Here is a 25,217-nt window from a genome sequence, read left to right on the forward strand (position 1 = left end):
ATGCTTCATAAAGTAGAAGGAATTATAATTAGAACAAATGATTACGGAGAAACAAATAAAATCATAACGGTTTTAACTAGGGAAAATGGTAAAGTAGCACTGATGGCGCGTGGAGCAAAACGGCCGAAAAGCCGTTTCGCTTCGAGCGCTCAATTGTTTATGTATGGAATGTTTATCTATCAAAGATCAAGCGGAATAGGTACGTTAAACCAAGCGGATATTATTGACTCCTTTAAAGAAGTTCGTAAAGATTTAAAACTTACTTCTCACGCTGCTTATATCGTTGAGATGGTTGATCGATTGACAGAAGATCACAAGCGAGACCCGTATTTATTTGAACTTGTTTATCAATTGCACGTTTATTTAAATGAAGGTGTAGATCCAGATATACTAACGAGAATTTTTGAAACGAAAATGCTTGATGTTGCGGGTGTAAGACCTAATTTTAGCTATTGTGTTTTATGTGGTCAAACTGATGATGCATTCGTTTTCTCGATACGTCAAGGGGGAATCCTCTGCAATCGCTGCAAACATGAAGATGCATACCACATGAAAGTCAACCAAGCTGTTATTAAGCTTCTTCGTCTATTTCAACAATTTGATTTAAAGCGATTAGGAAATATTTCTGTTAAAAAAGAAACGAAAGCACAATTAAAAGAGGTTCTTCAAATGTATTTTGATGAATACGTCGGCATTAGGTTAAAATCAAAACGTTTTTTAGATCAAATTGATTCAATGTTTGAAGAAGGAAGTTGACACATACACAGTTTTTGAGTAAGATTTGATTTAAACAAAATACTCGGTTGCAAAGAAAGAAAGTAGTACTTAGTCTCTCTGTATAATGAAGTAATACTTCAGCAGCGAACCTAGGATGGTGGAAGCTAGGGATACAGAAACTGAGGAAGGCGTTCTCGAGCGATTTGATGAAAGTGGCTTTACGAATAAAGTAAAGCAATTAGGGTGGAACCGCGGGTAAACTCTCGTCCCTATGTCGATGATAGACATAGAGACGGGAGTTTTCTTATTTAAGGAGATTAGAAAGTGTGAAATTTCAATCTCTCGTTTGCTGTTTATACCCCATGCGGCTTACGCTTTTCTTAAAAGATAAGAATTTATAAAATATCAATCTCTCGATTAATGTCTAGACTTCAGGCGCCATCGGCTCGAGGTCGCTTCGCCCCGCCACTTGAAGTCTAAGTTCGGACTTCTTCCTGTCGGGACTCCAGCGCTTTTCTTAATTGCCGAGTAAAAATTTGGAGGGAAATGTATGAATGTACAAGAGATGATCTTAACATTACAGAATTTTTGGTCTAAACAAAACTGTATGATTTTACAAGCATATGATGTAGAAAAAGGTGCAGGGACGATGAATCCGATGACATTTCTAAAAAGCATCGGTCCTGAACCTTGGAACGTTGCTTATGTTGAACCATCAAGAAGACCTGCCGATGGTAGATATGGGGAAAATCCAAACCGTCTTTATCAGCACCATCAGTTTCAAGTCGTCATGAAACCTTCGCCTAGTAACATACAAGAACTTTATTTAGAAAGTTTACGCGAATTAGGAATTAATCCTGAGGAACATGATATCCGATTTGTTGAAGATAATTGGGAAGCACCTACTCTAGCTGCTTGGGGATTAGGATGGGAAGTTTGGCTTGACGGTATGGAAATTACTCAATTTACATATTTCCAGCAAGTCGGAGGTCTGGATGCTAGCCCTGTCTCCGTTGAGATTACGTATGGAATCGAGCGCCTTGCTTCTTACATCCAAGACAAAGAAAGTGTCTATGAATTAGAGTGGGTCAAAGGATTTAGTTATGGAGACGTATTTTTACAAAATGAATTCGAGCAATCCAAATATTCATTTGAAACAGCAGATAGTACAATGTTGTTTAACCTCTTTTCTACTTATGAACAGGAAGCAAGTCGAGCCTTAAATGAAAATTTGGTCATCCCAGCATATGATTACGTTTTAAAATGCTCACACACATTTAATTTGTTAGATGCTCAAGGAGCAATTTCGGTTACAGAACGGACCGGATATATTGGACGAGTCAGAAACCTTGCGAGAAAATGCGCAAAGCAATATTACGAAGTACGAGAAAATCTAGGATTTCCATTGTTGAAAGAGAAGGAGGAAACGTCCGATGAGTAAACGTTCATTTTTATTTGAAATTGGTTTAGAGGAAATGCCTGCACGTTTTGTCAATGATGCAGCCAATCAACTAAAGGCGAAAGTTGTCGACTGGTTAAAAGAAAATCGTTTATCTTATCATGATATACACACATACTCTACTCCTCGCCGATTAGCTGTTTTAGTAGCTGAATTACATGAAAAACAAGGTGATATAGAAGAGGAAGCGAAAGGGCCATCTAAGAAAATTGCTCAAGATGAAAATGGAGAATGGACGAAAGCAGCACAAGGCTTTGCGAGAGGTCAAGGAGTTGCAGTAGAAGATATTTACTTTAAAGAAATTAAAGGCGAAGAATATGTTTTTGTGAAAAAATTTATTGCCGGAAAAAAGACTTCAGAGTTACTGCCAGTGATGAAAGATGTCATGTTAAGTCTTTCATTTCCTAAAAATATGCGCTGGGGTGCAAACTCACTTCGATATGTAAGGCCGATAAAGTGGATAACAGCTCTTTACGGTGAAGAAGTAATTCCATTCGAAGTATCAGGTATAAATACGTCAAATAAATCGTATGGTCACCGTTTTTTAGGTGAGGAAACGACGATACCAAAGGCAGATGAATACGTTCATGCTTTGTTATCACAACACGTAATCACAGATGCTGCTGAAAGGAAATCTGCGATCCGTAAACAAATTGAGCTCATAGGGGAAACTGAAGGCTGGAATATTATCATCGATGAAGATTTACTTGATGAAGTGACGAACCTTGTAGAATATCCTACAGCATTATATGGCGAATTTGATGACCGTTTTTTAAACGTTCCTGAAGATGTACTCGTGACTTCAATGAAAGAACACCAAAGATATTTTCCAGTAAAAGACGCCGAAGGAACATTACTTCCGTATTTTGTTGCAGTAAGGAATGGTGATCATCGTCATCTCGAAAATGTCCAAAAGGGAAATGAGAAAGTATTGCGTGCAAGACTTGCAGATGCGGAGTTTTTCTATCAAGAAGATTTAAAACATTCTCTTGAAGAGCGATTAAAGCGATTAGAATCGATTGTTTATCACGAAGAACTTGGTTCAATGGGAGATAAAGTCCGCAGAATTAAGGAATTATCAGCAATAATTGCTAAGACAATTCATCTAGATCATGAACGAACCAGTCAAGTTGAGCGAGTAGCTGAGTTGTGTAAAGCAGATTTAGTTACACACATGGTTGGTGAGTTTCCAGAACTTGAAGGTCGTATGGGTGAAGAGTATGCGTTAAAATTTGGTGAGAAGCCGGAAGTAGCGAAAGGGATCTATGAACATTATTTGCCAAAGCAAGCTTCTGATTTACCTCCTTCAACACAATTAGGAGCGATTGTAAGTATTGCTGATAAAGTAGATACGATTGTAACGAGCTTTGGAATTGGCATGGTACCGTCAGGCTCACAAGACCCACATGGCCTGCGCCGTCAAACGGCTGGAGTGATTCAAGTCTATCTTTCACAAAAGTGGGACTTTAACTTAATCGATCTATTTGAAGGTGCTATTCAAATAGCTGAAACGAGAGGGCTGCTTAAACGCGATCAATTCAGTGTAAAAGAGGATTTAATTGATTTTCTGAAGCTCCGATTGAAAAACCTTCTTCAAGATCAAGGAGTACGTTATGACGTCGTTGACGCTGTTTTAAAAACAGACCTCGGTCATATTCAAACGTTAGTTAAAAAGGCGCACTTTTTAATGAGTCAGCTTGATAAGCAGGAGTTTAAAAAACTTGTTGAAGCATTCAGCCGTGTAACGAATATTTCAAAGAAAAGTACAGAAGGGTCTGCAGCAGTTCAAGAAGATTTGTTAAAAGAATCAGAAGAGAATTTACTGAAATCGACGAAAGAAGAAATAGAATCAAGTATTTCTCACGATTTGTCAGAAGGGAAAGTTGAAGAAGCTTATGAGCGTTTAAAGGTGTTAGAGCCAGTCATCCATAACTATTTTGATAATATTATGGTTATGACTGACGATGCAGCTATTAAGAAGAATCGTTTGGCACAAATGGTGGAAACAGCACAACTAATAAACTCCTTTGCAGACTTTAATGCGATTGTCTTTCATTCAGAATAATTGGAATGACAGATAGGATTTGACATGATCAGTTATAATATAGAGAGTATAGGTAGTAGACAGATCAAATGGTATTAGTTATATGAAACGATCACATATGCCTGTGTGCAGAGGGCGGTGAGTATAATCGATTTAAATGAACGTCAACAATTGATTCTACAAATTGTTAAAGATAACGGACCGATAACTGGTGAGCAAATTGCTGAAAAGTTATCGTTGACTCGTGCGACATTGCGTCCGGATTTAGCCATATTAACAATGGCAGGTTTCTTAGATGCTCGTCCTAGAGTCGGCTATTTTTATACTGGGAAAACGGGCTCCCAGCTATTAGGTGAGAAAATTAAAAAGATGACAGTAAAGAAATACCAGTCAATTCCTGTCGTAGTGAATGAATCTGCGTCAGTATATGATGCGATTTGTACGATGTTTTTAGAAGATGTAGGCACTTTATTTGTCGTTAACGGTAAAGGTATTCTTGTGGGCATTTTATCTAGAAAGGATTTATTAAGAGCGAGCATGGGAAAGCAAGATTTAGAATCCGTTCCTATAAGTATTATTATGACGAGAATGCCGAATATCACGACTTGTAAGCCTGAAGATCTTTTAATTGATGTTGCAAATCAGTTAATTGATAAACAAATTGATGGATTGCCTGTTGTACGGGATGTTGATGTAGACGGTTCAATGAAACAAGAGGTCATTGGGCGGATAACGAAAACGAACATCACGAAGGCATTTGTCAGTTTTGCAAATGACGATATTTAATAAATATCACAGTGAGGGGAGACATGAAAGGAGGATGAAGACAGAAGTGGAGAAAAATCCAATTGTTTATGTCTTGTCTGATTCTGTTGGTGAAACAGCTGAACTTGTTGTGAAAGCTGCAGCGAGTCAATTTAATGGTTCAAATATTGAGGTTAGGCGTATTCCTTACGTGGAAGACTTGTCTACGGTTGATGAGGTCATCTCCCAGGCAAAAGAAACGGAGGGAACAATTGCTTTTACACTCGTTATCGAGGAAGTGAAAAGTTATTTAATAAAGGAAGCGAACAAACATGGAATATCGTATCACGATATTCTTTCACCAATGGTTAATCTATTTCAAAATCAATTAAATAAACCTCCTCGTAATGAAGCAGGTTTAATGCATACATTAGATGAGGATTATTTCAGGAAAGTTGAAGCGATTGAATTTGCAGTTAAATATGATGATGGAAGAGATCCAAGGGGAGTCTTGCGCGCAGACGTCGTGCTTGTTGGCGTTTCAAGAACCTCAAAAACGCCGCTTTCTCAATATTTGGCACATAAGCGTTTAAAGGTGGCAAATGTCCCACTCGTTCCTGAGGTTGAACCGCCGGAGGAATTATTTGAAATTCCGCCTGAGAAAATAATTGGCTTACAAATTAGTGCCGAAAAGCTTAATACGATAAGAGCAGAGCGACTAAAAGCTCTTGGTTTAAAAGAAGAAGCGAGTTATGCGACATTTGACAGAATTGCAGAAGAATTGGACTATTCAAAGACCATTATGGATCGGATTGGCTGCCAAGTGATTGATGTTTCAAATAAAGCTGTAGAAGAAACGGCAAATATTATTTTCCAAATGATTCAACTGAATCGTAAACATGAATAAAAAATGAATGGACTGGATCATTGTATGATTCGGTCCTTTCCAATGTGTTGCAAATTTTTAATGCAAATGTATAGCGCAAATGAAAAGGATGCTATATAATGAAAAATTGTGATTTCATTTTTTATTTTTAACATTCATGAATAATGATATTGGTGTATATGATGTATAGGATGTGTCATTACGTGTGTACGAGCTTACTGTAAACTGATTTTTGAATAAATGTTATAAAAATATGAAGAACATGATTTTTAAGAAAAAATTCGTTGGTTTTTTCATTTTTTTAGAATATAAGAAAAAAAGATCAAATAAATTGTAAATGTCAAGACTTTTTATTATTTTTTTGGTAAAGATAGTAAATGGGATGCAGATTAAATCTAGATAAGAAGAAGGAATCCTGTAAGGAATGTAGAATAAGAAATGATGAGAGAAAAGAAGAAGCAGATTTTTGTCGACGGAGATGCATGCCCTGTTCTGGATGAAGTCATTCATATTGCAAAGGACTACTCTGTAGAAGTTACTATCGTTTCGTCGTATGCCCACTTCCGCACCAATTCTTACCCAGATTTTGTCACATTTATTTTTGTGGATCAAGAACGGGAAGAAGCAGATTTGAAAATTATGAATCTGATTGGAAAAGAAGATGTTGCAATTACCGAGGATTTAGGGCTTGCAAGTCTTTTATTAGGAAAAGGGGTAACAACTTTATCCCCTAGGGGAAAAACGTTTACTTTATCTAATATTGAATATTTGCTTCACTTTCGACATGAAGCAGCAAAACGGAGGCGAGCGGGGTTACGTACAAAAGGACCTAAAAAGCTTACAAGCGACGATAAAGTAATGTTTAAAAAAGAATTAGAAAAAATCTTGTCAAAAAAGAAGGATTTTTGATGGAGAGGGCGAAATTATATTACGCCATTTCTTTCAAGTTACGAAAGAAGGCGGGTGAATGTAGTGAGTCCACGTATTTCGGAAGAAAAAATAGAAGAAATTAGAAAATCCGTAGACATTGTGGACATGATTAGTGAATATGTTCAATTGAAAAAGCAAGGAAGAAACTTTATTGGTCTTTGTCCGTTTCACGGAGAGAAAACCCCATCATTTTCAGTATCACCAGATAAACAATTGTATCATTGTTTTGGCTGCGGAGCTGGAGGGAATGTTTTCTCATTCTTAATGGAATTGGATGGATTATCCTTTATTGAATCGGTCGAAAAGGTAGCAGTTCGAACGAATATTGAATTACCGGATATAGGATCAAGCAATGAAGGAACACAGCGACAAGACGAAGACCGGAAGCATTGGTATAAAGGTCACGAATTGGCAGCAAAGCTTTTTCATCATATTTTAAGTACGACAGATGAAGGAAGAGAGGCGAGAGAATATCTTCGTAAGCGCGGGTTCACGAAGGAAGTGATCGACCAGTTTCAAATTGGATATGCGCCAAACTCTTGGGATTTTCTTACTTCATTTCTGGAGAAGAGACAATTGCCAATGAGCGAGATGGCTAAGTGCGGCTTATTAGCAGTTAGAGAATTTGACAATAAGCCTTTTGACCGGTTTCGTGATCGTATTATGTTTCCGATTTGGAATAAACAAGGGAACATTATTGCATTCGGTGGAAGGGTTTTGAATGAAGGGAATCCGAAATATTTAAACAGCCCAGAGTCTGACGTGTTTAATAAAAGTCAAACTTTATATTCGTTTCATATTGCCCGTCCCTCCATGAGGAAGAAAAACGAAGCAGTGTTATTTGAAGGGTATGCCGATGTTACGTCAGCATGGAGAGCGGGTATAGATAACGCAGTTGCGACGTTAGGAACTGCTTTAACTGAAGGACAAGGAAAAATGCTCAGGCGAAATGTTGATAAAGTCATTATTTGTTATGATTCTGATGATGCAGGTCAACAAGCAGCTTATAAAAATGCTCAAATACTGGAAGACTTAGGCTTATATGTGAGAGTTGCCTTACTACCAGACGGAAATGATCCTGATGACTATATACGCGATCATGGTCCCGAACGGTTTGTCCATAACATTATCGGTCAAAGTTTAACCTTTATGGGGTTTAAGTTTCGATTTTATCGTAGAGGTAAAAACTTAAATGACGAAGGGGACAGAATGGAATATATCCAACAAACTTTGACAGAAATCAGCAAACTGCAACGTGCAGTGGAGAGAGATCACTATTTAAGGCAGTTGGCAGATGAATTTTCGTTGTCACTTGAAGCTTTAAAGCAAGAGCAAACTCAAATATTTAAAGCGAGAAAGAAAAAAGAAAACCGTCATAATAATGGGACTTTTGAATCCCGACCACAAGTTCAAAAAAAATTATTATCTGCACATGAAAATGCAGAAAGGATATTGTTAGCTTATATGCTGCAAAAACGGGATATAGCTGATCAAGTACAAGAAAAGATTGGCGGTACCTTTAACATAGATGAACATCAAGCAATTGCTGCTCATTTGTACAGCTTTTACGCAGAAGGTCATGAAGCTAATTCTTCACTATTTATCGAGCGGCTTGAGGACAAAAGGTTAAAACATTTAGCTACAGAGCTTGCGATGAAGACATTAAATGCAGATATGTCTGAGCAAGAGTTGAATGATTATATAACACAAATCGAGAATTATCCGAAAAAACAACAAATTAAGCAACTAAAAGTTGAACAAAAAAAAGCAGAAGAACTAGAACAATTCCAAGAAGCAGCAATGCTCGCAATGGAAATTATGAAAATCGAGCAAGAGCTAAAGAACAGTATAAGAAACAATCAATGAATTTGTCGTGAATTATAGGAAGGAGGGATCGCATGGCTGAGAAACCAATTCGTCCGATGGCGGAAGGGGATTTAACCATCGATCAAGTAAAAGAGCAATTAGTAGAGCTTGGGAAAAAACGGGGTGTATTAAATTACGCAGAAATAACTGAGCGCTTAGGAGTTTTCGATCAAGACTCTGATCAAATGGATGAGTTTTTCGAATATCTTGGTGAGCAAGGTGTTGAAATATTAAACGATAATGAATCTGTTCCAAGTCTGCAGCAAGTAGAGAAAGAAGAGGAATTTGACTTAAATGATTTAAGTGTTCCACCAGGAATAAAGATAAATGATCCCGTGCGTATGTACTTAAAGGAAATTGGCCGCGTTCCTTTATTATCTGCGCAAGAAGAAATTGAACTAGCCAAAAAAATTGAAGACGGTGACGAAGAAGCAAAGCGCCGTCTAGCTGAAGCAAACTTACGGCTTGTTGTAAGTATTGCAAAACGTTATGTTGGTCGCGGAATGCTCTTTTTGGACCTTATTCAAGAAGGAAATATGGGTTTAATAAAAGCTGTAGAGAAGTTCGATTATAATAAAGGGTATAAATTTAGTACGTATGCAACTTGGTGGATTCGTCAAGCCATTACACGGGCAATTGCTGACCAGGCTAGAACGATTCGTATTCCGGTTCATATGGTAGAAACAATTAATAAACTAATTCGTGTACAGCGTCAGCTACTACAAGATTTAGGGCGTGAACCAACACCTGAAGAAGTCTCAAAAGAGATGGACTTAACTCCAGATAAAGTTCGTGAAATCTTGAAGATTGCTCAAGAACCAGTTTCATTAGAAACTCCAATTGGTGAAGAAGATGACTCCCACCTAGGCGACTTCATTGAAGATCAGGAAGCATTAGCACCATCTGATGCAGCTGCATACGAGCTGCTAAAGGAACAGCTTGAAGACGTATTAGATACGTTGACAGATCGTGAAGAGAATGTTTTGCGTTTACGCTTCGGTTTAGATGACGGAAGAACGAGAACCCTTGAAGAAGTAGGGAAAGTATTCGGTGTAACAAGGGAACGAATTCGTCAAATAGAAGCGAAAGCGCTGCGCAAGCTTCGTCATCCGAGCAGAAGTAAGCGATTAAAAGATTTCTTAGAATAGATCGTTTAGCCTGGCATTTTGTCAGGCTTTTCCTTTTTTTAAAGGATAAGGAAGTATAAAATTTCAATCTCTCGATTGCTGTCCAGACTAGCTGGCACGAGCGTTTCCTACACGAGCTCCACACGGATGTGGTGACTTCGGCGTTCCCGAAGGACGCGGGGGTTTTAGCCGAAGATCTTATCTTACGAGTTGTCTCGACGGATTGGATGTCCTAATGCCGGGCATGCCACAGGACGTGGCGTATTGCCCAGTTGACGGATCTAGAGCTTCAAAGTGATACTAGAAGAGGAAGAGACAGCCATTTTCGGCTCGAGGTCGCTTCGCCCCGCCATTTGAAGTCTAAATTCGGACTAAACTTTCTCGATAACGAAACGATATATATGATAAGGTCTAAAAAATTAGGTGATCAGATGGATGAACGAAAAAAAATGATCGTAAATGAAATAAAATATTGGCGTGAAAATAACTTGTTACCGGACACTTATTGTGATTTTTTACTTCAGTTATATACTGAAGGGCATGAAGGTGTCCAAGATACGAAAGAAAAGAAAAGAGCTACATTCCTTATTATTGACTACCTTCGTCCGTTAACATATTCACTATTTATGTTAGTGATGATAGCGCTAACATTTCTTGTCATTTATTTTACTCAGTTTTCAAACACATTGCAAATCGTCGTATTAAGTTTTGTATTTGTTATTGCATTTGTTGGATCTATCTATTTCCATTGGAAAGACATGCTTATTGTCCATGTTTATGTTATTTCAGCAACTTTCTTGTCTTTTATTTTATTATTACAAATTGTTCAATTGGTTGCTCCTGAGCAGCCATTATTTCTTGGATTCACGATCGCTGCTTTATGCAGCATTTGGGTTTATTGCGGATGGCGTTGGAAGTACCAGTATTTATACATTGCTGGTGGAACTGGCATTTTGTTATTCTTTAGTTTCTTGCTTTTATAAAATAAACCGTGCTTATCCGTTCAAAGAAAATGAGGGTATAGAGAAAAGAAGATTTAATGTAAGAGGTGTATTTATGGATATAATTGCTCATCGCGGTAATAAACGCTACACACCCGAGAACACGTTTTCTGCATTTTATTCTGCTGCTACGTATCCAATAGACGGAATCGAATTTGATATTCAGTGGACTCAAGACAACGTGCCTGTTGTCATACATGATGAAAAAATTGATCGAACGACAAATGGAAGTGGTTTTGTTCGCTCGTTTACATATTCAGAACTTAAACAATTTGATGCTGGAAGCTGGTTCGACGAAAAGTATAGAGGTGAGGAGGTCCCATTATTTGAAGATGTGTTGGAATGGTCGACAAATCACAATTTAACCCTTCACGTTGAAATAAAACATCAAAAAAATGGGTATGATGGATTATTAGAACCTTTCGTTCAAATTATTAAAAGGAATCAAATGGAAAATCGTATTGTCGTTTCGTCCTTTGATCATTCGGTTATAAAAAAAGTAAAAGAAAAAATTCCGGAAATAAATACAGCATTTTTAACAAAATTTCCTCTGTTACGTGCAGCTAAATATGCAAACAAAGTATCGGCAGATGCGATTCATATTCGCCATACGTATCAAAATGCCCGTTTCTATAAAAAATGGGCTGAAAACGAATTACCTGTGAGAGCCTATAACGTACACAAATTGAAAGATGCGATGAAATGTCATCGTCTGAAAGTGGAAGGAATCATTACGAATGATCCGAAACTGATGTCTGAAGTTTTGCGAAGCAACTATTCTTAAAGGGCTGAATCGGTCACCACTCCTAAATAACTAATTACATTGAAAAGTATAAATTAAAAGAGGAATAAATATAAAATATGAACATCTCGTGACGCTATCATGAATATCGTGCATTTATACTTTTCTATTGACGAAATTTGCAGTACAATATAGTATAGCTTTGCTTGAATCATTCGTTATCCAAGCAAGAAGTCATATAATGAATATACATTGTTGAAGGAGGTACATAATCATGAAAGGGAAACCCCTTTACCCATTCGCTTTAACAGCTGTATTAGGTATTGGTTTAATTATCGTATTATCATTTATTGGGATTAACCAAGATGATATGGCAGGAGAAGATGGAGGAAATGGAGAAGAACAGCAAGAATTTGATGATCCAATTGAATTAGGCGAACACGTTTATCAAGGTCAGTGTGCATCATGTCACGGTGGAGACCTTGAAGGCGGTGCAGGTCCTGGGTTACTAAGTGGACTATCTGAAGACGATATCCTTCAAGCGATTGAAGAAGGTCCTGGAACAATGCCAGAAAATTTAGTCAGCGGTGAAGAAGCAGATGCAGTGGCTGAATTCATTATGGCTGAAGCAGAATAATTCGATCGTTTCAATAAAGTGAAGTTGTTTGTATTGAATGACTGAACCTTCATGACCCATGAACTTGAAACAACGAAGAGAGAAGAGAAGGATACGTAATCCTTCTTTTTTCTATATCCTTAAACATGTCCATAACTTTGTTATAACATCCAAAATATACATATTGATATGTGAAGAAATGGTGAAGAAGATGAATGAATATAAATTGTCACAGCGTTTACAAAAAGTAGCATCATTCATACCAAAGGGAGCCACTGTCGCCGACATTGGATCAGATCATGCCTACTTGCCTGTTTATCTGTTCAAAAAGAATATTGCAAATTATGCAGTAGCAGGGGAAGTAAACGAAGGACCGTACTTATCTGCACAAAAGCAAGTTCGAATGAATCAACTTGAAGATAAAATAAATGTGAAGTTAGGAGATGGCTTATCAGTATTACAAGATGAAGTGGTTGACACGATCGTGATCGCTGGTATGGGAGGGCCTTTAATAAGTACGATTCTTGATGATGGAATCGAGTTTTTAACAAACGTTAAACGATTAATTTTGCAGCCGAATATTGCAGCTGATCATATTCGTCAATGGTTACTTCAGCATGATTGGTCTTTAATTGATGAAACGCTTTTAGAAGAAGACGGTCACATTTATGAGATTCTTGTTGCAGAGCGTGGTAATCCAAAAGCTGCTTACTCGGCAGAAATAGAAAAAGAAGTGTGGCTTGGACCGTTTTTATTACGAAACAAAACTAACATTTTTGAACAAAAGTGGTTGAGAGAATTAGAGCAATTAGAAACGATCAATCGTCAACTTCAATCAGCTACGAATGAAACGGAAAAAACACGTAAGAAAAAAGAAGAAGTCGTAAAAAAAATCGAATGGCTTAAGGAGGAGTTACGATGAAAGTAGCAAATGGGCAAACAATCATTCAGGCTTTTGAATCATTTTCTCCAAAATCTTTTGCGGTCGAAGGAGATAAAATAGGCTTACAAGTAGGAACCCTTAATAAACCAGTTAAAAAAATCATGATTGCTCTAGATGTCATTGAACCTGTTGTAGATGAAGCCATTGAAGAAGGAATTGACTTAATTATTGCCCATCATCCAATTATTTTTAAACCGATTAAGGCATTAAGAACAGATCAAGTATACGGTCAAACGATTGAGAAACTAATAAAGCATGACATTGCTGTATATGTTGCTCATACAAATTTAGATGTTGCTCCTGGTGGGGTAAATGATATGATGGCTGATGCTCTTGGTCTAACCGATACAGACGTACTTGTAAATACGACTGAAGATAAATTAAAAAAAGTCGCAGTTTTCGTTCCAAAAGAACAAGCTGATGATGTTCGTGAAGCACTAGGTCAGGCAGGAGCAGGGCATATCGGTAATTATTCTCACTGTTCGTTTAATTCTGAAGGCACTGGGGCATTTAAACCTGGTGATGGTACAGATCCTTTTATTGGTGAGCAAGGGAAAATGGAATTTGTCAATGAGGTGAAAATTGAATCCGTGTACCATGCTTCCATTGAAAAACAAGTACTTCGTGCGATGGTAAATGCACATCCATATGAAGAAGTAGCTTATGACGTTTATGAAATGGCTTCACCAGGACAACAATATGGTTTAGGCAGAATTGGGCACTTAAAAGAAAAAATGTTGTTAACAGACTTTGCAAATCATGTAAAAAAAGCCTTTGATGTAAAAGGAGTTCGAGTCGTTGGCGATTTAAACAAACAAGTTGAAAAAGTAGCTGTACTTGGTGGTGATGGGAATAAATATGTATCTGCTGCACAATTTAAAGGAGCAGATGTCTATGTAACCGGGGATTTATATTACCATGTTGCCCATGATGCCATGCTCGAAGGTTTAGCAATGATAGACCCAGGGCATAATGTCGAGAAAATTATGAAAGATGGAGTGAAGCAATACGTCCAACGCTTTGTAGAGGAGAAAGGGTACGACACGGAAGTGATCGCATCCAGTATTCATACGGATCCGTTTCAGTTTATGTAAACCTTAAACAAAAATAGATTGGATTAATCCCCGGTATAAAGATTGGTCTTCCCTTTTTAAGGTCCTCTTTCAGGGGCAGGATTTTGATTATAAAAAAGAATCCGATTATCGTGAGTTGATAATCGGATTCTTTATTTGCTTTATGAGACTGTTTTGTCCCGGCCTCTCACATGTTTATGAAGTTTGCTTTTTCTTTTTTACTTTCGGTAATATTTTCGTCAGCTTAACAGTACTCGTTGTATCCCATGTATGTGGGTCCTCTTCATCAAATTGCTCAATAAACTTAATGACCTCTTTTGTAATTGGTGTAGGAGTACTTGCTCCAGATGTTACCGCTACTTTACTTATTCCTTTTAACCATTCAACATTAAGTTCATTAACATTTCCAATACGGTGCGCTGGTGTGCCTGCAATCTCTTTAGAGACTTGGGCAAGCCTGTTTGAATTATTACTTTTCGGATCTCCTACGACAATTAACAAGTCAGCTTTACCCGCTTGTTCCGCAACAGCTTCCTGACGGACTTGAGTCGCCATACAAATTTCATTGTGGACTTCAGCATGAGGGTATTTTTTCATAGCTGCATTCATAATATGTGAAACATCCCACTGACTCATCGTCGTTTGATTCGTAATCGTAATTTTGTCAGCATCAATTGTTAAATTTTCTACATCTTCTACTGATTCGACTAGATTTACTATGTCAGGTGCGACACCTAAGGCACCTTCAGGCTCAGGGTGACCCTTTTTGCCAATATAAATAATGTGAGCACCTTCTTTTTTCTTTTCACGGATTAAATCATGCGTTCTCGTTACATCCGGGCAAGTTGCATCGACAGTTGTTAAACCTTTGTCTTTTGCCATTTTGCGAACTTCAGGTGATACACCGTGAGCGGTAAAAATGACCGTTCCTTTATCAACCTTTTTTAATATTTCTAGTCGGTTTGGACCATCTAATGTAATAATTCCATCCTCGTTAAATGCGTCTGTAACGTGCTTGTTATGAACGATCATTCCTAAAATATAGATCGGTCTTGGCAAGTCTAAATTTTCAGCGGCTTGACGTGCTAACACCATCGCATCGACAACTCCATAACAATAGCCGCGTGGTGATATTTTGATGACTTCCATACGGAATCCTCCTCTATGTTAAAAAAAGAATGTTAATTACGATCTAATTAAAGAAAGTATTGTTATTACCTCGTATCATTATAAAGGGAAATTGGGTCTGTTGACAAACGTTTGTGTAACATAATAAAAGCCTTCCGGAAATGGAAGACTTTTATGAATATATTGATACGATGAAACATTTCTACAATTTAAAGCACACAAATATTATTAAGCACCTTCTTGACAGTTCATTTGAATGAATTCATAGGCTTCTTCCTCGCTCATATCTTTGACAATCATGAGCTCGCTCGCAATAAACTGTTTAGCTCTGTCTAAGTTTTTGCGATCCTCCATATGTAATCCATTCGTTCGTTCGCCTTCTTTGGAAGTTAAATTTGCAATGACCATCGCTGCATCTAAAATACAACCGGACTTCAATAACGTTTCATTTTCTTTGGAATAAGGTCTGGCTACTTCATTCTTCGGAGTTGTTTTCGTCGGTTTTAAAGCAGTGACAACCTCATCTATTTGTGATGGCTGAATAACTTTTCTTAAACCTGAAGAAGTAACTCGATTCTCAGGCAGCATGAGTGTGACATGATTAAGAGGAAAGTAAACAACATAATAATTGAGCTTTTCTCCTAGAATATCTTTTTCTTCAATGTCTTTTATCGTACCAGCACCATGGAATGGGTACACGACGTAATCACCGACTGTAAACATAGGCATTCCTCCAATAATGTATTAACCTTATTGTAACATAAATAAATTTAAATTTAAAATTTTACTATGGATAGCTTGAATAGTCAATAAAAAAAACGAATAAAGGTCAGTTTAATTAAGAGAACTGACCTAAATGTAAAGTTTTGGAGATGGATACTGATTTTTTGACTTCGTTGCATTTGAGGAAATGCCTTTTTTACTGCTGCTTTGGATTTTAGAGCTATTTGATGAATGCTTTCTCTTATTTTGATTTTGTTTCGTTTTTGATGTTCCAGTTCTTTTTTTATTTGGCTTTTTGTCAATTTTCTTTTTGGATTTGCTCTGTTTTTTTGATTCATCTCCAACTTCTACCTTTTCTCCATCTCCTTCACTGTCATCGTCAGTAGATTCTTCGCCATTGTTCTCTTCATCCTCTTCGTCGTCACTAGAGGATTGCAATAAAGCTAGCAATTGTGGCAAAGACTTTACAAGAGGTCCATATTGCTGCACCATTGGTCCAACAGTTTGCACGACTTGAATAGCTTTTTGTGCATTTTGAACGAGACCGAGAATGTTCGTGAGTCCTCCACCAGAGCTAGCTGCAGAGCCGACAGCTGAGTTCATCATCTGTCCTGCACCTGCTTGAGCACCACCGCCAAATAATCTTGAAAGCAGACCACCGGCACCGGGGTTACTTGCAGCTTGGGTTGCTTGTTGAGGCATTGGTCCCCCAAAGAGAGAACGTTGAAACATTTGTCCTTGAGGTTGCGTAAAACCTGATTGAGCAAAGCCACCAAACGGATTTGGGTTACTCGGGGGGAGAGGGCGTGGTCCAAACATACTGACCATCCTTTCGAATACAATATCTTCTCTTCATACTGTATTCGTGTGTAGGTAAAATGTTTGGGCGAATAGGAAAAAAGCCTAGCCCTCATCAAAACGAAGTTATACGAGAAGCAATGAACACAGTTTAAGATTTATTAAGTTTTGTCGAGAAAAGTGGAAACAAGGCTTTCGTTCGTGATAAAATATGTAATTAGCATGAAAAGTTATAAAATAAAATAATTCGAATGAATGAATGGATATGAAAGTAGGAAAAAGAATGCCACATAATTTTGAACGGTTTCAGTTAGCTCCATTTTTAATTGAAGCATTGAAACATCAAAACATCTCTTTACCAACCGAAATTCAAGAACGTTTAATCCCTGCGATCAAAAAAGGAATGGATGTCATTGGACAATCACAAACTGGTACAGGGAAGACGTTAGCTTTTTTACTGCCGATTGTAGATTTAATTGAAGCAGACAAAAAGGAAACGCAAACGGTCATTACTGCTCCAACGAGGGAACTAGCAAATCAATTGATAGATGAGTTGAAAAAGCTGACAAAGTTTCATGATAAAGAAATTAAATCGCAATTAATCGTTGGTGGAACCGATCGGCTTCGGATGATTGATAAGTTAAAGCAGCGGCCACATATTGTAGTAGGGACCCCTGGAAGAATTGCAGATATGATTCAAAAACAGGCTCTTAACGTCCATCACGTTCGCACGTTTGTTGTCGATGAAGCTGACCAGATGCTTGATATGGGATTTCTTGAAGATGTTGATCGAGTTGCAGCGCAAATGGGAGAAAATCTGCAAATGCTCGTATTTTCTGCAACAATACCTGAGAAGCTTCAGCCTTTTTTGAAAAAATACTTAACAAATCCACGTCATGTTCATGTAGAGCCGAAAGAGACATCACCAAAAAAGATCGAACATTGGCTTGTACCTGACAGAGACAGAGACCGGAAAGATATTTTAATAAATATCGTTAAACGTTTGAATCCTTTTTTAGCTGTTATTTTCACAAATACGAAAGAGGCAGCTGATGAGGTATACGAAGCTTTAGTTGGAGAAGGATTGAATGTTGACCGTCTACATGGTGGAATTAGCCCTCGCGACCGCAAGAAGGTGATGAAACGATTGCAAGATGCAGACGTACAATTTTTAGTCGCATCTGATTTAGTCGCACGAGGGATTGATGTAAAAGGAATTAGTCATATAGTTAATTTTGAAATCCCAAAAGAACTTGAATATTATGTCCATCGTGTTGGACGTACAGCTCGTGCTGGTTGGGACGGTATTGCTTTAACACTCATAGGAAGAAATGATGAAGCAGCGATTAGTAAATTAGAAAAACAAGGAATCACCTTTAAATATAAAGAGTTGAAAAAAGGAGAATGGGTTGATTTAGAGAAACGAAAGCGACCAGTTTCTAAAGGGCAGCAGCAAGTTGGACAAAGTCAAGGCAAAGCTTTACCTAAACCTAAAAAAGTCAAACCAGGCTATAAGAAAAAAGCGCGCTACCAGCAGGAACAGAGGGAACGCCCCAACAGAAATTAGGAAGAAGAAAAAAATAATACATGATAAAAAGGAGAAGGTGAGAGGATGTTATTAGGTTCACACGTATCAATGAGTGGGAAAAAAATGCTTTTAGGTGCAGGAGAGGAAGCGGCGTCATATGGAGCGACTACGTTTATGATTTATACTGGGGCTCCTCAAAATACCCGTCGCAAGCCTATTGAAGAACTAAATATTGAAGCGGGAAAAGTGTTTATGGATGAAAATGGCTTATCCAACATTATTGTTCATGCTCCGTACATTATTAATATCGGAAACACACAAAAGCCCGAAACTTTTGAGTTAGGCGTGAATTTCTTGAAAAGCGAAGTTGATCGTACGGAAGCATTAGGTGCGAAACAAATCGTACTTCATCCAGGTGCACATGTTGGAGCGGGTGCAGATGAGGGGATCAAAAAGATTATTGAAGGCTTAAATGAAGTTATTGACCCAAATCAAGATGTCCAAATTGCACTTGAAACGATGGCGGGGAAAGGTTCTGAATGTGGACGGTCATTTGATGAATTAGCTAAAATTATCGACGGTGTTACTCATAATGAAAAACTATCGGTTTGCTTCGATACATGTCACGTTCATGATGCAGGGTACGATATCATTCATGACCTTGACGGTGTTTTGAAACAATTCGATGACATTGTTGGATTAGACAGGTTGAAAGTGTTACACATCAATGATAGTAAAAATGAATGTGGTGCTCGTAAAGACCGTCATGAAAATATCGGATTTGGTCATATTGGTTTTGATGCATTAGAGAGAGTCCTATATCATGAAGCATTTGATCAAACACCGAAGATTTTAGAAACACCGTATGTTGGTACAGACAAGAAAAATAAAAAGGCACCGTATAAATTAGAAATTGAAATGATCCGTAATCGTAAATTTAATGAGTCATTAAAGGATCTTCTGACAGAAGAAACGACAGTATAATTAGAGGAAAGCAAGCGAACCCGCATTTTGCAGGTTTGCTTTTTTCTTATTATGCGTGTTTAAAAAGGAGGACAAAAAGAGTCATGAGCGTCACATCACAAGCTTCCACACGGAAATTGTGACTTCGGCGTACACGCAAGAAGCGGGGGTTCCGAAGATCAAATCTCATGATTTGTCTTGACGGGAAGGATGTCCTAATGCGGGACATGCCACTGGAAGTGGCGTTTTGTCCAGATGACGGATACACGACAAAGTTTAGCTTGTAGTTGAAGAGACAGATTTTTTTCAAATGCGACGTAGTTTTGAGTCGCGGAGCGTATGGTGGTTAATACGCGAGCAAAAGGAATGCTCCCTAGAATCAGCCTCTTATGCAGGAAAAGTGTTTTTCTTTTCCAAGGAACGGAGAAACGAGTTAACGTAGAGATACGAAAATTATTTTTCCAGGACTTTTTGAACACCCTCTTATATTTTATAATCCAAGTATTGTTCATAAGGCTTTAATAAAGTACGTACTTTTTTGTACAAAGATGGATCAAGCGACTTTAATTCTTGATTCACTTGTTTTACGAGTGACTCGTTACCGATATCAAACGGCTTTTTATGAAGGATAGTTAAAATTTGCTTTGCTTGTTTTACAGTCAAATTTAGATTGTAATCTTTACTTAAACGAATTAATTCTTTCGGTGTTAAGGATTGAATTCTTTGATTAACCATTTGTCTAATGATTGGATTCATGATGATTGTTCCTCCCTGCAAATGTTAAAACTCTCTAAAACTCTCTTATAAAGGATATGGCTTTCATTGCGATAATGTGATTGCGGTCGACTATATAAACGAATTAAATATAATGATTGAAAAAAAAATGTATTCGTTTTATAATGGACCTAAGAAAAGTTTCTCTAGTGCAACTTTTTAAAATTTGTACAACATTTTCGATTCAAGTCACAATGGTTGGATTGACGACATATATTATCGGTAAAATAATTGGGTATTTGCTGATGATGTGGATAAAGGAAGGCAAGAGAATGGGGGAATGTCATAATGAGTATGGAAGATACAATTAATGTAAAAAATTTATCCGTACATTATCAAGGTAACCTTGCATTAAAAAATGTTAGTTTCTCTGTAAATAAAGGGAATATTATTGGCGTTATCGGTCCTAACGGTGCGGGCAAGTCGACATTAATGAAGGCGATGCTCGGTCTAGAAAAAAGTAAAGGAGAAGTAAGCTTTTTCGGACACCATATTAATCAGTTGAGAAAATCGCTCGCCTATGTGCCTCAGCGAAATACAATTGATTGGGATTTTCCTGTACGTGTAGAAGATGTCGTATTAATGGGACGATATATGCACGTACCATTGTTGAAAAAGATTAGACGTCATGACCGTCAGTTAGCTCAAGAAGCATTACTGAAAGTAGGAATGGAAGAATATTCGACAAGACAAATTGGTGAATTATCCGGAGGTCAGCAACAGCGTGTTTTTATCGCCCGTGCGTTAGCTCAAGATGCTGATTTGTTTTTTTTAGATGAACCGTTTGTAGGAATCGATGTGAAATCAGAAGAAATTATCGTTGACTTGCTTCATGAATTGAGTCTAAAAGGAAAAACAATCTTTGTCATTCATCATGATTTAAGTAAAGTTGAAAAGTATTTCCATGAATTGATTTTATTGAATCAAGAATTAATTGGATTCGGAGCAGTGGATGACGTTTACCGACCAGATTATTTAAAGAAGGCATATCAAGGTAATGCAGCGGTAATGAATGATGGAAAAGAGATGGTGGTGATTACACCTTGATTGATCAAATTTCATTATTTATCGATCAGCTAATGAAATATTCGTATTTACAAAACGCTATGATAGCTGCAATTTTTGTAGGAATCATCTGTGGTGTAATCGGTTGTTACATTATATTACGCGGTATGGCACTAATGGGGGATGCGATCTCTCATGCTGTTTTACCTGGTGTCGTTATTGCCTATATGCTTGGTGCAAGTTTTTTCATCGGGGCAGTTATTACTGGGGTTTTAACTGCACTTGCTATCGGTTATATTTCACAGAATAGCCGAATTAAAGAAGATTCGGCTATCGGGATTATGTTTACAGCCATGTTTGCTCTCGGTGTAGTCATGATTACAGCACTCCAAGGAACGAGTGTTGACCTTTGGCATATTTTATTTGGTAATGTTTTAGCTGTTTCTAGAACAGAATTATGGATAACGATGGGAATAGGAATTTTTGTTATTGGATCGATACTTATATTTTATCGGCCGTTGCTTCTGAGTACATTTGATGAAACGATGGCCAAGGCAAGTGGTCTTCCAGTGAAATTTATTCATTACATGCTAATGCTGCTCTTATCATTAGTAACCGTTGCATCACTACAAACAGTAGGAATTATCCTTGTCGTTGCGATGCTTATAACTCCTGGAGCTACAGCCTATTTATTAACTGAACGTTTTTCCGTCATGCTTATTTTGTCCGCTCTGTTTGGAGTGATTTCGGCTGTTTGCGGTTTATTTTTCTCAGTGATTTACGATGTTTCTTCCGGAGCTTCGATCGTATTAGTAGCGTCTGTACTGTTTTTATTAGCATTTTTCTTTGCACCGAAACAAGGTTTGATTCCAAGGATGTTGAGAACACCGGCGAGTCAATCATAAAAAAGAATTATCGAAGGTTATTGTGTAAAATCACGATGACCTTTTTTTGTTGTAAAATAATCAGTGAAATTTAAAGGTGACAAGAAGGTAGAAGGGGATAATTGGGTTTTGATACATAAAACGGAAGGTATTTTGCAGGAAATGAAAGAATAAGCGAGAAGGAAGGAGTTGTAACAAGGAAACTAATCGTATTTTCATTACATGTATGTTTTTTGTCGACTTTACAGGTAACGGTGTCCACAATAAAGGTTGATCTATAGTTGAAAATCAGATATCATACACAATTGTACACTTAGAGTGTACTGTTTATATAGGAGGGACAAATAATGAAACGAATACAAGTAGTGACAATCATTTTGCTTGTCATGTTGGCTGGAACAGTCGCATTTACAGGCACAGGATATATGAAAGTGAAAGAAGAAATGAAAGTGATGGAAGAGGAAAAACAGGCAGAGCTAGAAGAACAGCGAATGAAAGCTGAGGTTCGTCAAATGGAAAATGAGATTGATCATATTCCTGATGAGTACGAAGTTTCTGGATACGATGCTTGGATAAATGCAAATGACATTGCTGAATATTTATATGAAGATAGTGATGGGAACTTTAATGAAAATTGGGGAACGTTTTTAGCATTGGAAGCCGAGAGAAAGGACATTGATCCTCTGCTAGTGTATGAACTTTTAAAAGTAGAAACCGGAGGAACATTTGACCCTGAGACAGTTGGGCCAGAGACACGTTATGGTCATGCATATGGTTTAGGTCAATTTATGAAAAATACAGGACCTTGGATTGCTGATATGGCTGATCTTCCATATGAAGACGAACGACTTTTCGATCCATATTATTCGATCCAGCTTACCATCACTTACCTTGATTTCTTGCATGAAGAGTACGGAGACTGGGACCATGCATTAACTGCTTATCATAGAGGAATGTATGGACTAGAAGCATATATTGAAGAAAACGGTCACGCCGAAAGTTGGTATGCCGTTGAAATTCAAGAAAATGCCGAGAAAAGTGATTTTGTAGCAGTTAATAAATAAAATTGTATGAATTTGGAAAGTGCCAGGCACCTGGGTATTTCTGGCACTTTCTTATGTTAGTTGTCTTCAAAATATGTTGCGGCTTTTTCATAAAAGATTACCTGACTTCTGATAGGAGGTTCATTTTCCTGTCTTTTTACATATTCGTAGTTGCCGCTGTTCAATTGATATCTCGCTTTCACATTATCTTTCAACATTGTATCGAGTATTTCTTTTATTCTTTTTTTTATTCGATCTGAGAGGATTGGAAACAAGATTTCTATTCGTCTTTCCATGTTGCGTGTCATCCAATCTGCGGATGATAGGTAGGTTGCTTCTTTGCCGTTTTGATAAAAGTAGTAAATGCGGCTATGCTCCAAAAATCGATCAATGATACTTCTTACCGTTATATTATCACTGACATTTGGTATTCCAGGACGTAAACAGCAAATTCCTCTAACGATGAGGTCAATTTTAACTCCAGCACAGCTAGCCTCATACAACTTCATAATAATTGGCTTATCTGTTAATGAGTTCATTTTTGCAATAATACGTCCATTTCCATTTTCACGGTGGCAGTCAATTTCTCGAGCGATTAATTTAAGAAACGTTTCTCTAATTTCAAATGGTGCCGTCGATAACGTATTCCACTTCGGTTTTTTACAATATCCACTTAAATGATTGAAAAAATTGGAGGCATCTATACCTATTTGTGGATCGGCAGTAAGCAGTGCCATATCTGTATAAAGCTTTGCAGTAGTATCATTATAATTTCCTGTACTTAAATGAACAAACCGTTGGATTGCCTCTTCGTTTTGTTTAACAATGAGTGTAATTTTACTATGAGTTTTTAAACCGGTAATTCCGTATATGACATGGATACCGGCTTTTTCTAGTTTTTTTGCCCATTGAATGTTCTTTTCTTCGTCAAAACGGGCTTTTAATTCAACGAGGACGGTTACTTGCTTCCCTCTGTCAGCAGCATTCTCTAATGCTTGAATAATAGGAGAATCACCACTAACTCGATAAAGGGTTTGTTTGATAGCCAATACATTTGGGTCAATAGCTGATTGTGCGATAAGATCAATAATTGGTTGGAATGATTCGTATGGATGATGTAAAAAAATATCTTTATTCAAAATGGCCTCAAAAAGATTCTCTTCCTCATCATCCAAATCTGCAACAGGTTGTGGAATAAAGGTTTCGTTTACGAGATGTTCGTATTCAGGTGCAATTTCGTCATAAAAAGAGAAGAAAAAAGATAAATCGAGCGGACTAGAAACTTCATAAATGTGATCTTGTTCAAGCTCAAGTACGCTCTTTAAGAAGGAAAGAACATTATCATCCATCTTATCTTTTTGCATTTCTAATCGTACTGCTGCACCCCATTTTCGTTTCTTAAGCTCTTTTTCGATTTCACGTAACAAGTCGCTTGCACCTTCTTCATGAATCGTCAAGTCGGCATTTCTCGTAATTCGAAAAGGTGAAGTAGAAAGGACGTAGTATCCGTGAAATAATCGATTCATAAAATGACTGATAACATCTTCTAATAACACGTAATGTTTTTCACTTTGTACTGAAGGTAGTAAGATCGTTCTTTTTAAAACTGCAGGGACTTGTACGATAGCAAGCTTCCTTTTTTCTTCTCCTGTTGAAGATGTTAGTACTACTGCAATATTCAAGCTTTTATTCATCAGCATAGGAAAAGGCCGATAGGCATCGATTGCCATTGGTGTTAGGACAGGTGAGATATAATGTTCAAAACGATTTTCAATAAAGTCGTATTGGTCGTCATTTAGATCATTTACCGATAAAAATCGAACCCCTTCTTTCTTTAAGGACGGAGAAATGTCATTAATAAATAATTCATCTTGAAGTTGAATGAGCTGGTGATTTAACTGGCTGATTTCACTTAACTGCTGTCTCGGAGTTAAGGCTGCCTTATTTTCAGGTTTATTAAATCCAGCTTTTACTTGATCTTTTAACCCGGCAACGCGGACCATATAAAATTCATCTAAATTAGAGCTGAATATAGCGATAAATTTTAAGCGTTCAAAAAGAGGGTTTGTCTGATCTATCGCTTCTTCTAGAACTCGTTTATTAAATAACAACCAGCTTAACTCTCGATTGTTAAAGTGTGCTGGTTTATTTAAGTGACTATATTGGTGAATATTTTTCACAGTATAAACCTCCTAATTTTTATAATAGAGGCTGTTTAATAAA

General features: G+C 37.4%; 23 protein-coding genes. 18 read left to right on the forward strand and 5 right to left on the reverse strand.

The window, feature by feature from the left end; all coding sequences use genetic code 11:
* From recO to CD001_RS14385, 13 genes are all read left to right on the forward strand, one after another.
* The gene (gene recO / locus CD001_RS14325; protein WP_096188363.1) at window positions 1-756 is read left to right on the forward strand and encodes a DNA repair protein RecO; all 756 of its coding nucleotides are present in this window, start codon (window positions 1-3) and stop codon (window positions 754-756) included.
* A gap of 511 nt (window positions 757-1,267) precedes the next feature.
* Complete coding sequence (gene glyQ, locus CD001_RS14330) at window positions 1,268-2,158, forward strand: glycine--tRNA ligase subunit alpha (protein WP_096188364.1); 891 nt, start codon at window positions 1,268-1,270, stop codon at window positions 2,156-2,158.
* Window positions 2,151-4,241, forward strand: coding sequence for a glycine--tRNA ligase subunit beta (gene glyS, locus CD001_RS14335; protein WP_096188365.1), 2,091 nt, complete (start codon window positions 2,151-2,153; stop codon window positions 4,239-4,241). Before glyQ ends, glyS begins: the two co-directional genes overlap by 8 nt.
* Before the next feature lie 117 nt (window positions 4,242-4,358).
* On the forward strand, window positions 4,359-5,006 hold the full coding sequence (locus tag CD001_RS14340) for a helix-turn-helix transcriptional regulator (RefSeq protein ID WP_096188366.1): 648 nt from the start codon (window positions 4,359-4,361) through the stop codon (window positions 5,004-5,006).
* Between the two features lie 34 nt (window positions 5,007-5,040).
* Window positions 5,041-5,871 carry a pyruvate, water dikinase regulatory protein gene (locus CD001_RS14345; protein ID WP_096188367.1) on the forward strand — a complete coding sequence of 277 codons (831 nt, stop codon included), beginning with the start codon at window positions 5,041-5,043 and terminating at the stop codon, window positions 5,869-5,871.
* A gap of 417 nt (window positions 5,872-6,288) precedes the next feature.
* The gene (locus CD001_RS14350; protein ID WP_257009819.1) at window positions 6,289-6,759 is read left to right on the forward strand and encodes a YaiI/YqxD family protein; all 471 of its coding nucleotides are present in this window, start codon (window positions 6,289-6,291) and stop codon (window positions 6,757-6,759) included.
* Window positions 6,760-6,822: 63 nt separating this feature from the next.
* Window positions 6,823-8,646 (forward strand): DNA primase, encoded by a 1,824-nt coding sequence (gene dnaG / locus CD001_RS14355; RefSeq protein ID WP_096188368.1) that lies wholly within the window; start codon window positions 6,823-6,825, stop codon window positions 8,644-8,646.
* A gap of 32 nt (window positions 8,647-8,678) precedes the next feature.
* Entirely contained in the window at window positions 8,679-9,794 is a 1,116-nt protein-coding gene (rpoD, locus tag CD001_RS14360) for an RNA polymerase sigma factor RpoD (protein WP_096188369.1), read from the forward strand.
* 410 nt (window positions 9,795-10,204) lie between these two features.
* Entirely contained in the window at window positions 10,205-10,756 is a 552-nt protein-coding gene (locus CD001_RS14365; protein ID WP_096188370.1) for a hypothetical protein, read from the forward strand.
* Window positions 10,757-10,829: 73 nt separating this feature from the next.
* Window positions 10,830-11,558, forward strand: a complete 729-nt coding sequence (locus CD001_RS14370) for a glycerophosphodiester phosphodiesterase (protein ID WP_096188371.1) — start codon at window positions 10,830-10,832, stop codon at window positions 11,556-11,558.
* A 232-nt stretch (window positions 11,559-11,790) separates the two neighbouring features.
* Window positions 11,791-12,153: a c-type cytochrome gene (locus tag CD001_RS14375; RefSeq protein ID WP_096188372.1), complete on the forward strand. Its 363-nt coding sequence runs from the start codon at window positions 11,791-11,793 to the stop codon at window positions 12,151-12,153.
* Window positions 12,154-12,343: 190 nt separating this feature from the next.
* Window positions 12,344-13,054, forward strand: coding sequence for a tRNA (adenine(22)-N(1))-methyltransferase (locus CD001_RS14380; RefSeq protein ID WP_096188373.1), 711 nt, complete (start codon window positions 12,344-12,346; stop codon window positions 13,052-13,054).
* Window positions 13,051-14,169 (forward strand): Nif3-like dinuclear metal center hexameric protein, encoded by a 1,119-nt coding sequence (locus tag CD001_RS14385; RefSeq protein ID WP_096188374.1) that lies wholly within the window; start codon window positions 13,051-13,053, stop codon window positions 14,167-14,169. The genes CD001_RS14380 and CD001_RS14385 overlap by 4 nt, the downstream gene beginning before the upstream one ends.
* Window positions 14,170-14,343: 174 nt before the next feature.
* Here CD001_RS14385 and CD001_RS14390 read toward each other — a convergent pair whose 3' ends face one another.
* The 3 genes from CD001_RS14390 to vrrA all read right to left on the reverse strand — a co-directional run bounded on the left by CD001_RS14390 (window position 14,344) and on the right by vrrA (window position 16,818).
* Window positions 14,344-15,297 (reverse strand): 4-hydroxy-3-methylbut-2-enyl diphosphate reductase, encoded by a 954-nt coding sequence (locus CD001_RS14390; RefSeq protein ID WP_096188375.1) that lies wholly within the window; start codon window positions 15,295-15,297, stop codon window positions 14,344-14,346.
* Window positions 15,298-15,504: 207 nt separating this feature from the next.
* Window positions 15,505-15,999 (reverse strand): CarD family transcriptional regulator, encoded by a 495-nt coding sequence (locus tag CD001_RS14395; RefSeq protein ID WP_096188376.1) that lies wholly within the window; start codon window positions 15,997-15,999, stop codon window positions 15,505-15,507.
* Between the two features lie 129 nt (window positions 16,000-16,128).
* On the reverse strand, window positions 16,129-16,818 hold the full coding sequence (vrrA, locus tag CD001_RS14400) for a VrrA/YqfQ family protein (protein WP_179298752.1): 690 nt from the start codon (window positions 16,816-16,818) through the stop codon (window positions 16,129-16,131).
* 262 nt (window positions 16,819-17,080) lie between these two features.
* Between vrrA and CD001_RS14405 the strand changes: the two genes are divergently transcribed.
* Both CD001_RS14405 and CD001_RS14410 read left to right on the forward strand, forming a co-directional pair.
* Window positions 17,081-18,364: a DEAD/DEAH box helicase gene (locus CD001_RS14405; protein ID WP_096188378.1), complete on the forward strand. Its 1,284-nt coding sequence runs from the start codon at window positions 17,081-17,083 to the stop codon at window positions 18,362-18,364.
* A gap of 45 nt (window positions 18,365-18,409) precedes the next feature.
* Complete coding sequence (locus CD001_RS14410) at window positions 18,410-19,309, forward strand: deoxyribonuclease IV (RefSeq protein WP_096188379.1); 900 nt, start codon at window positions 18,410-18,412, stop codon at window positions 19,307-19,309.
* A 462-nt stretch (window positions 19,310-19,771) separates the two neighbouring features.
* On the opposite strand, the gene CD001_RS14415 is transcribed toward CD001_RS14410, so the two are convergent.
* A complete protein-coding gene (locus CD001_RS14415; RefSeq protein ID WP_096188380.1) occupies window positions 19,772-20,044 on the reverse strand; it encodes a DUF2624 family protein in 273 nt (90 codons plus the stop codon).
* A 312-nt stretch (window positions 20,045-20,356) separates the two neighbouring features.
* On the opposite strand from CD001_RS14415, the gene CD001_RS14420 reads away from it, so the two are divergent.
* The 3 genes from CD001_RS14420 to CD001_RS14430 all read left to right on the forward strand — a co-directional run bounded on the left by CD001_RS14420 (window position 20,357) and on the right by CD001_RS14430 (window position 23,015).
* Entirely contained in the window at window positions 20,357-21,109 is a 753-nt protein-coding gene (locus CD001_RS14420) for a metal ABC transporter ATP-binding protein (RefSeq protein ID WP_096190618.1), read from the forward strand.
* A 32-nt stretch (window positions 21,110-21,141) separates the two neighbouring features.
* Entirely contained in the window at window positions 21,142-21,972 is an 831-nt protein-coding gene (locus CD001_RS14425) for a metal ABC transporter permease (protein WP_407081144.1), read from the forward strand.
* A gap of 326 nt (window positions 21,973-22,298) precedes the next feature.
* Entirely contained in the window at window positions 22,299-23,015 is a 717-nt protein-coding gene (locus CD001_RS14430) for a lytic transglycosylase domain-containing protein (RefSeq protein ID WP_096188381.1), read from the forward strand.
* A gap of 56 nt (window positions 23,016-23,071) precedes the next feature.
* Here CD001_RS14430 and CD001_RS14435 read toward each other — a convergent pair whose 3' ends face one another.
* The gene (locus CD001_RS14435) at window positions 23,072-25,174 is read right to left on the reverse strand and encodes an RNA degradosome polyphosphate kinase (protein ID WP_096188382.1); all 2,103 of its coding nucleotides are present in this window, start codon (window positions 25,172-25,174) and stop codon (window positions 23,072-23,074) included.
* Window positions 25,175-25,217: the final 43 nt, after the last annotated feature.

Source organism: Evansella halocellulosilytica (assembly GCF_002335745.1).
GTDB lineage: Bacteria > Bacillota > Bacilli > Bacillales > Salisediminibacteriaceae > Bacillus_CA > Bacillus_CA halocellulosilytica.

Excerpts from the sequence above, each read along its gene's own strand:
- recO (WP_096188363.1), top strand. The coding sequence starts at position 1 with ATGCTTCATAAAGTAGAAGGAATTATAATTAGAACAAATGATTACGGA.
- glyQ (WP_096188364.1), top strand. The coding sequence starts at position 1,268 with ATGAATGTACAAGAGATGATCTTAACATTACAGAATTTTTGGTCTAAA.
- glyS (WP_096188365.1), top strand. The coding sequence starts at position 2,151 with ATGAGTAAACGTTCATTTTTATTTGAAATTGGTTTAGAGGAAATGCCT.
- CD001_RS14345 (WP_096188367.1), top strand. The coding sequence starts at position 5,041 with ATGAAGACAGAAGTGGAGAAAAATCCAATTGTTTATGTCTTGTCTGAT.
- CD001_RS14350 (WP_257009819.1), top strand. The coding sequence starts at position 6,289 with ATGATGAGAGAAAAGAAGAAGCAGATTTTTGTCGACGGAGATGCATGC.
- rpoD (WP_096188369.1), top strand. The coding sequence starts at position 8,679 with ATGGCTGAGAAACCAATTCGTCCGATGGCGGAAGGGGATTTAACCATC.
- CD001_RS14365 (WP_096188370.1), top strand. The coding sequence starts at position 10,205 with ATGGATGAACGAAAAAAAATGATCGTAAATGAAATAAAATATTGGCGT.
- CD001_RS14370 (WP_096188371.1), top strand. The coding sequence starts at position 10,830 with ATGGATATAATTGCTCATCGCGGTAATAAACGCTACACACCCGAGAAC.
- CD001_RS14375 (WP_096188372.1), top strand. The coding sequence starts at position 11,791 with ATGAAAGGGAAACCCCTTTACCCATTCGCTTTAACAGCTGTATTAGGT.
- CD001_RS14380 (WP_096188373.1), top strand. The coding sequence starts at position 12,344 with ATGAATGAATATAAATTGTCACAGCGTTTACAAAAAGTAGCATCATTC.
- CD001_RS14385 (WP_096188374.1), top strand. The coding sequence starts at position 13,051 with ATGAAAGTAGCAAATGGGCAAACAATCATTCAGGCTTTTGAATCATTT.
- CD001_RS14390 (WP_096188375.1), bottom strand. The coding sequence starts at position 15,297 with ATGGAAGTCATCAAAATATCACCACGCGGCTATTGTTATGGAGTTGTC.
- CD001_RS14395 (WP_096188376.1), bottom strand. The coding sequence starts at position 15,999 with ATGTTTACAGTCGGTGATTACGTCGTGTACCCATTCCATGGTGCTGGT.
- vrrA (WP_179298752.1), bottom strand. The coding sequence starts at position 16,818 with ATGTTTGGACCACGCCCTCTCCCCCCGAGTAACCCAAATCCGTTTGGT.
- CD001_RS14405 (WP_096188378.1), top strand. The coding sequence starts at position 17,081 with ATGCCACATAATTTTGAACGGTTTCAGTTAGCTCCATTTTTAATTGAA.
- CD001_RS14410 (WP_096188379.1), top strand. The coding sequence starts at position 18,410 with ATGTTATTAGGTTCACACGTATCAATGAGTGGGAAAAAAATGCTTTTA.
- CD001_RS14415 (WP_096188380.1), bottom strand. The coding sequence starts at position 20,044 with ATGAATCCAATCATTAGACAAATGGTTAATCAAAGAATTCAATCCTTA.
- CD001_RS14420 (WP_096190618.1), top strand. The coding sequence starts at position 20,357 with ATGGAAGATACAATTAATGTAAAAAATTTATCCGTACATTATCAAGGT.
- CD001_RS14425 (WP_407081144.1), top strand. The coding sequence starts at position 21,142 with ATGAAATATTCGTATTTACAAAACGCTATGATAGCTGCAATTTTTGTA.
- CD001_RS14430 (WP_096188381.1), top strand. The coding sequence starts at position 22,299 with ATGAAACGAATACAAGTAGTGACAATCATTTTGCTTGTCATGTTGGCT.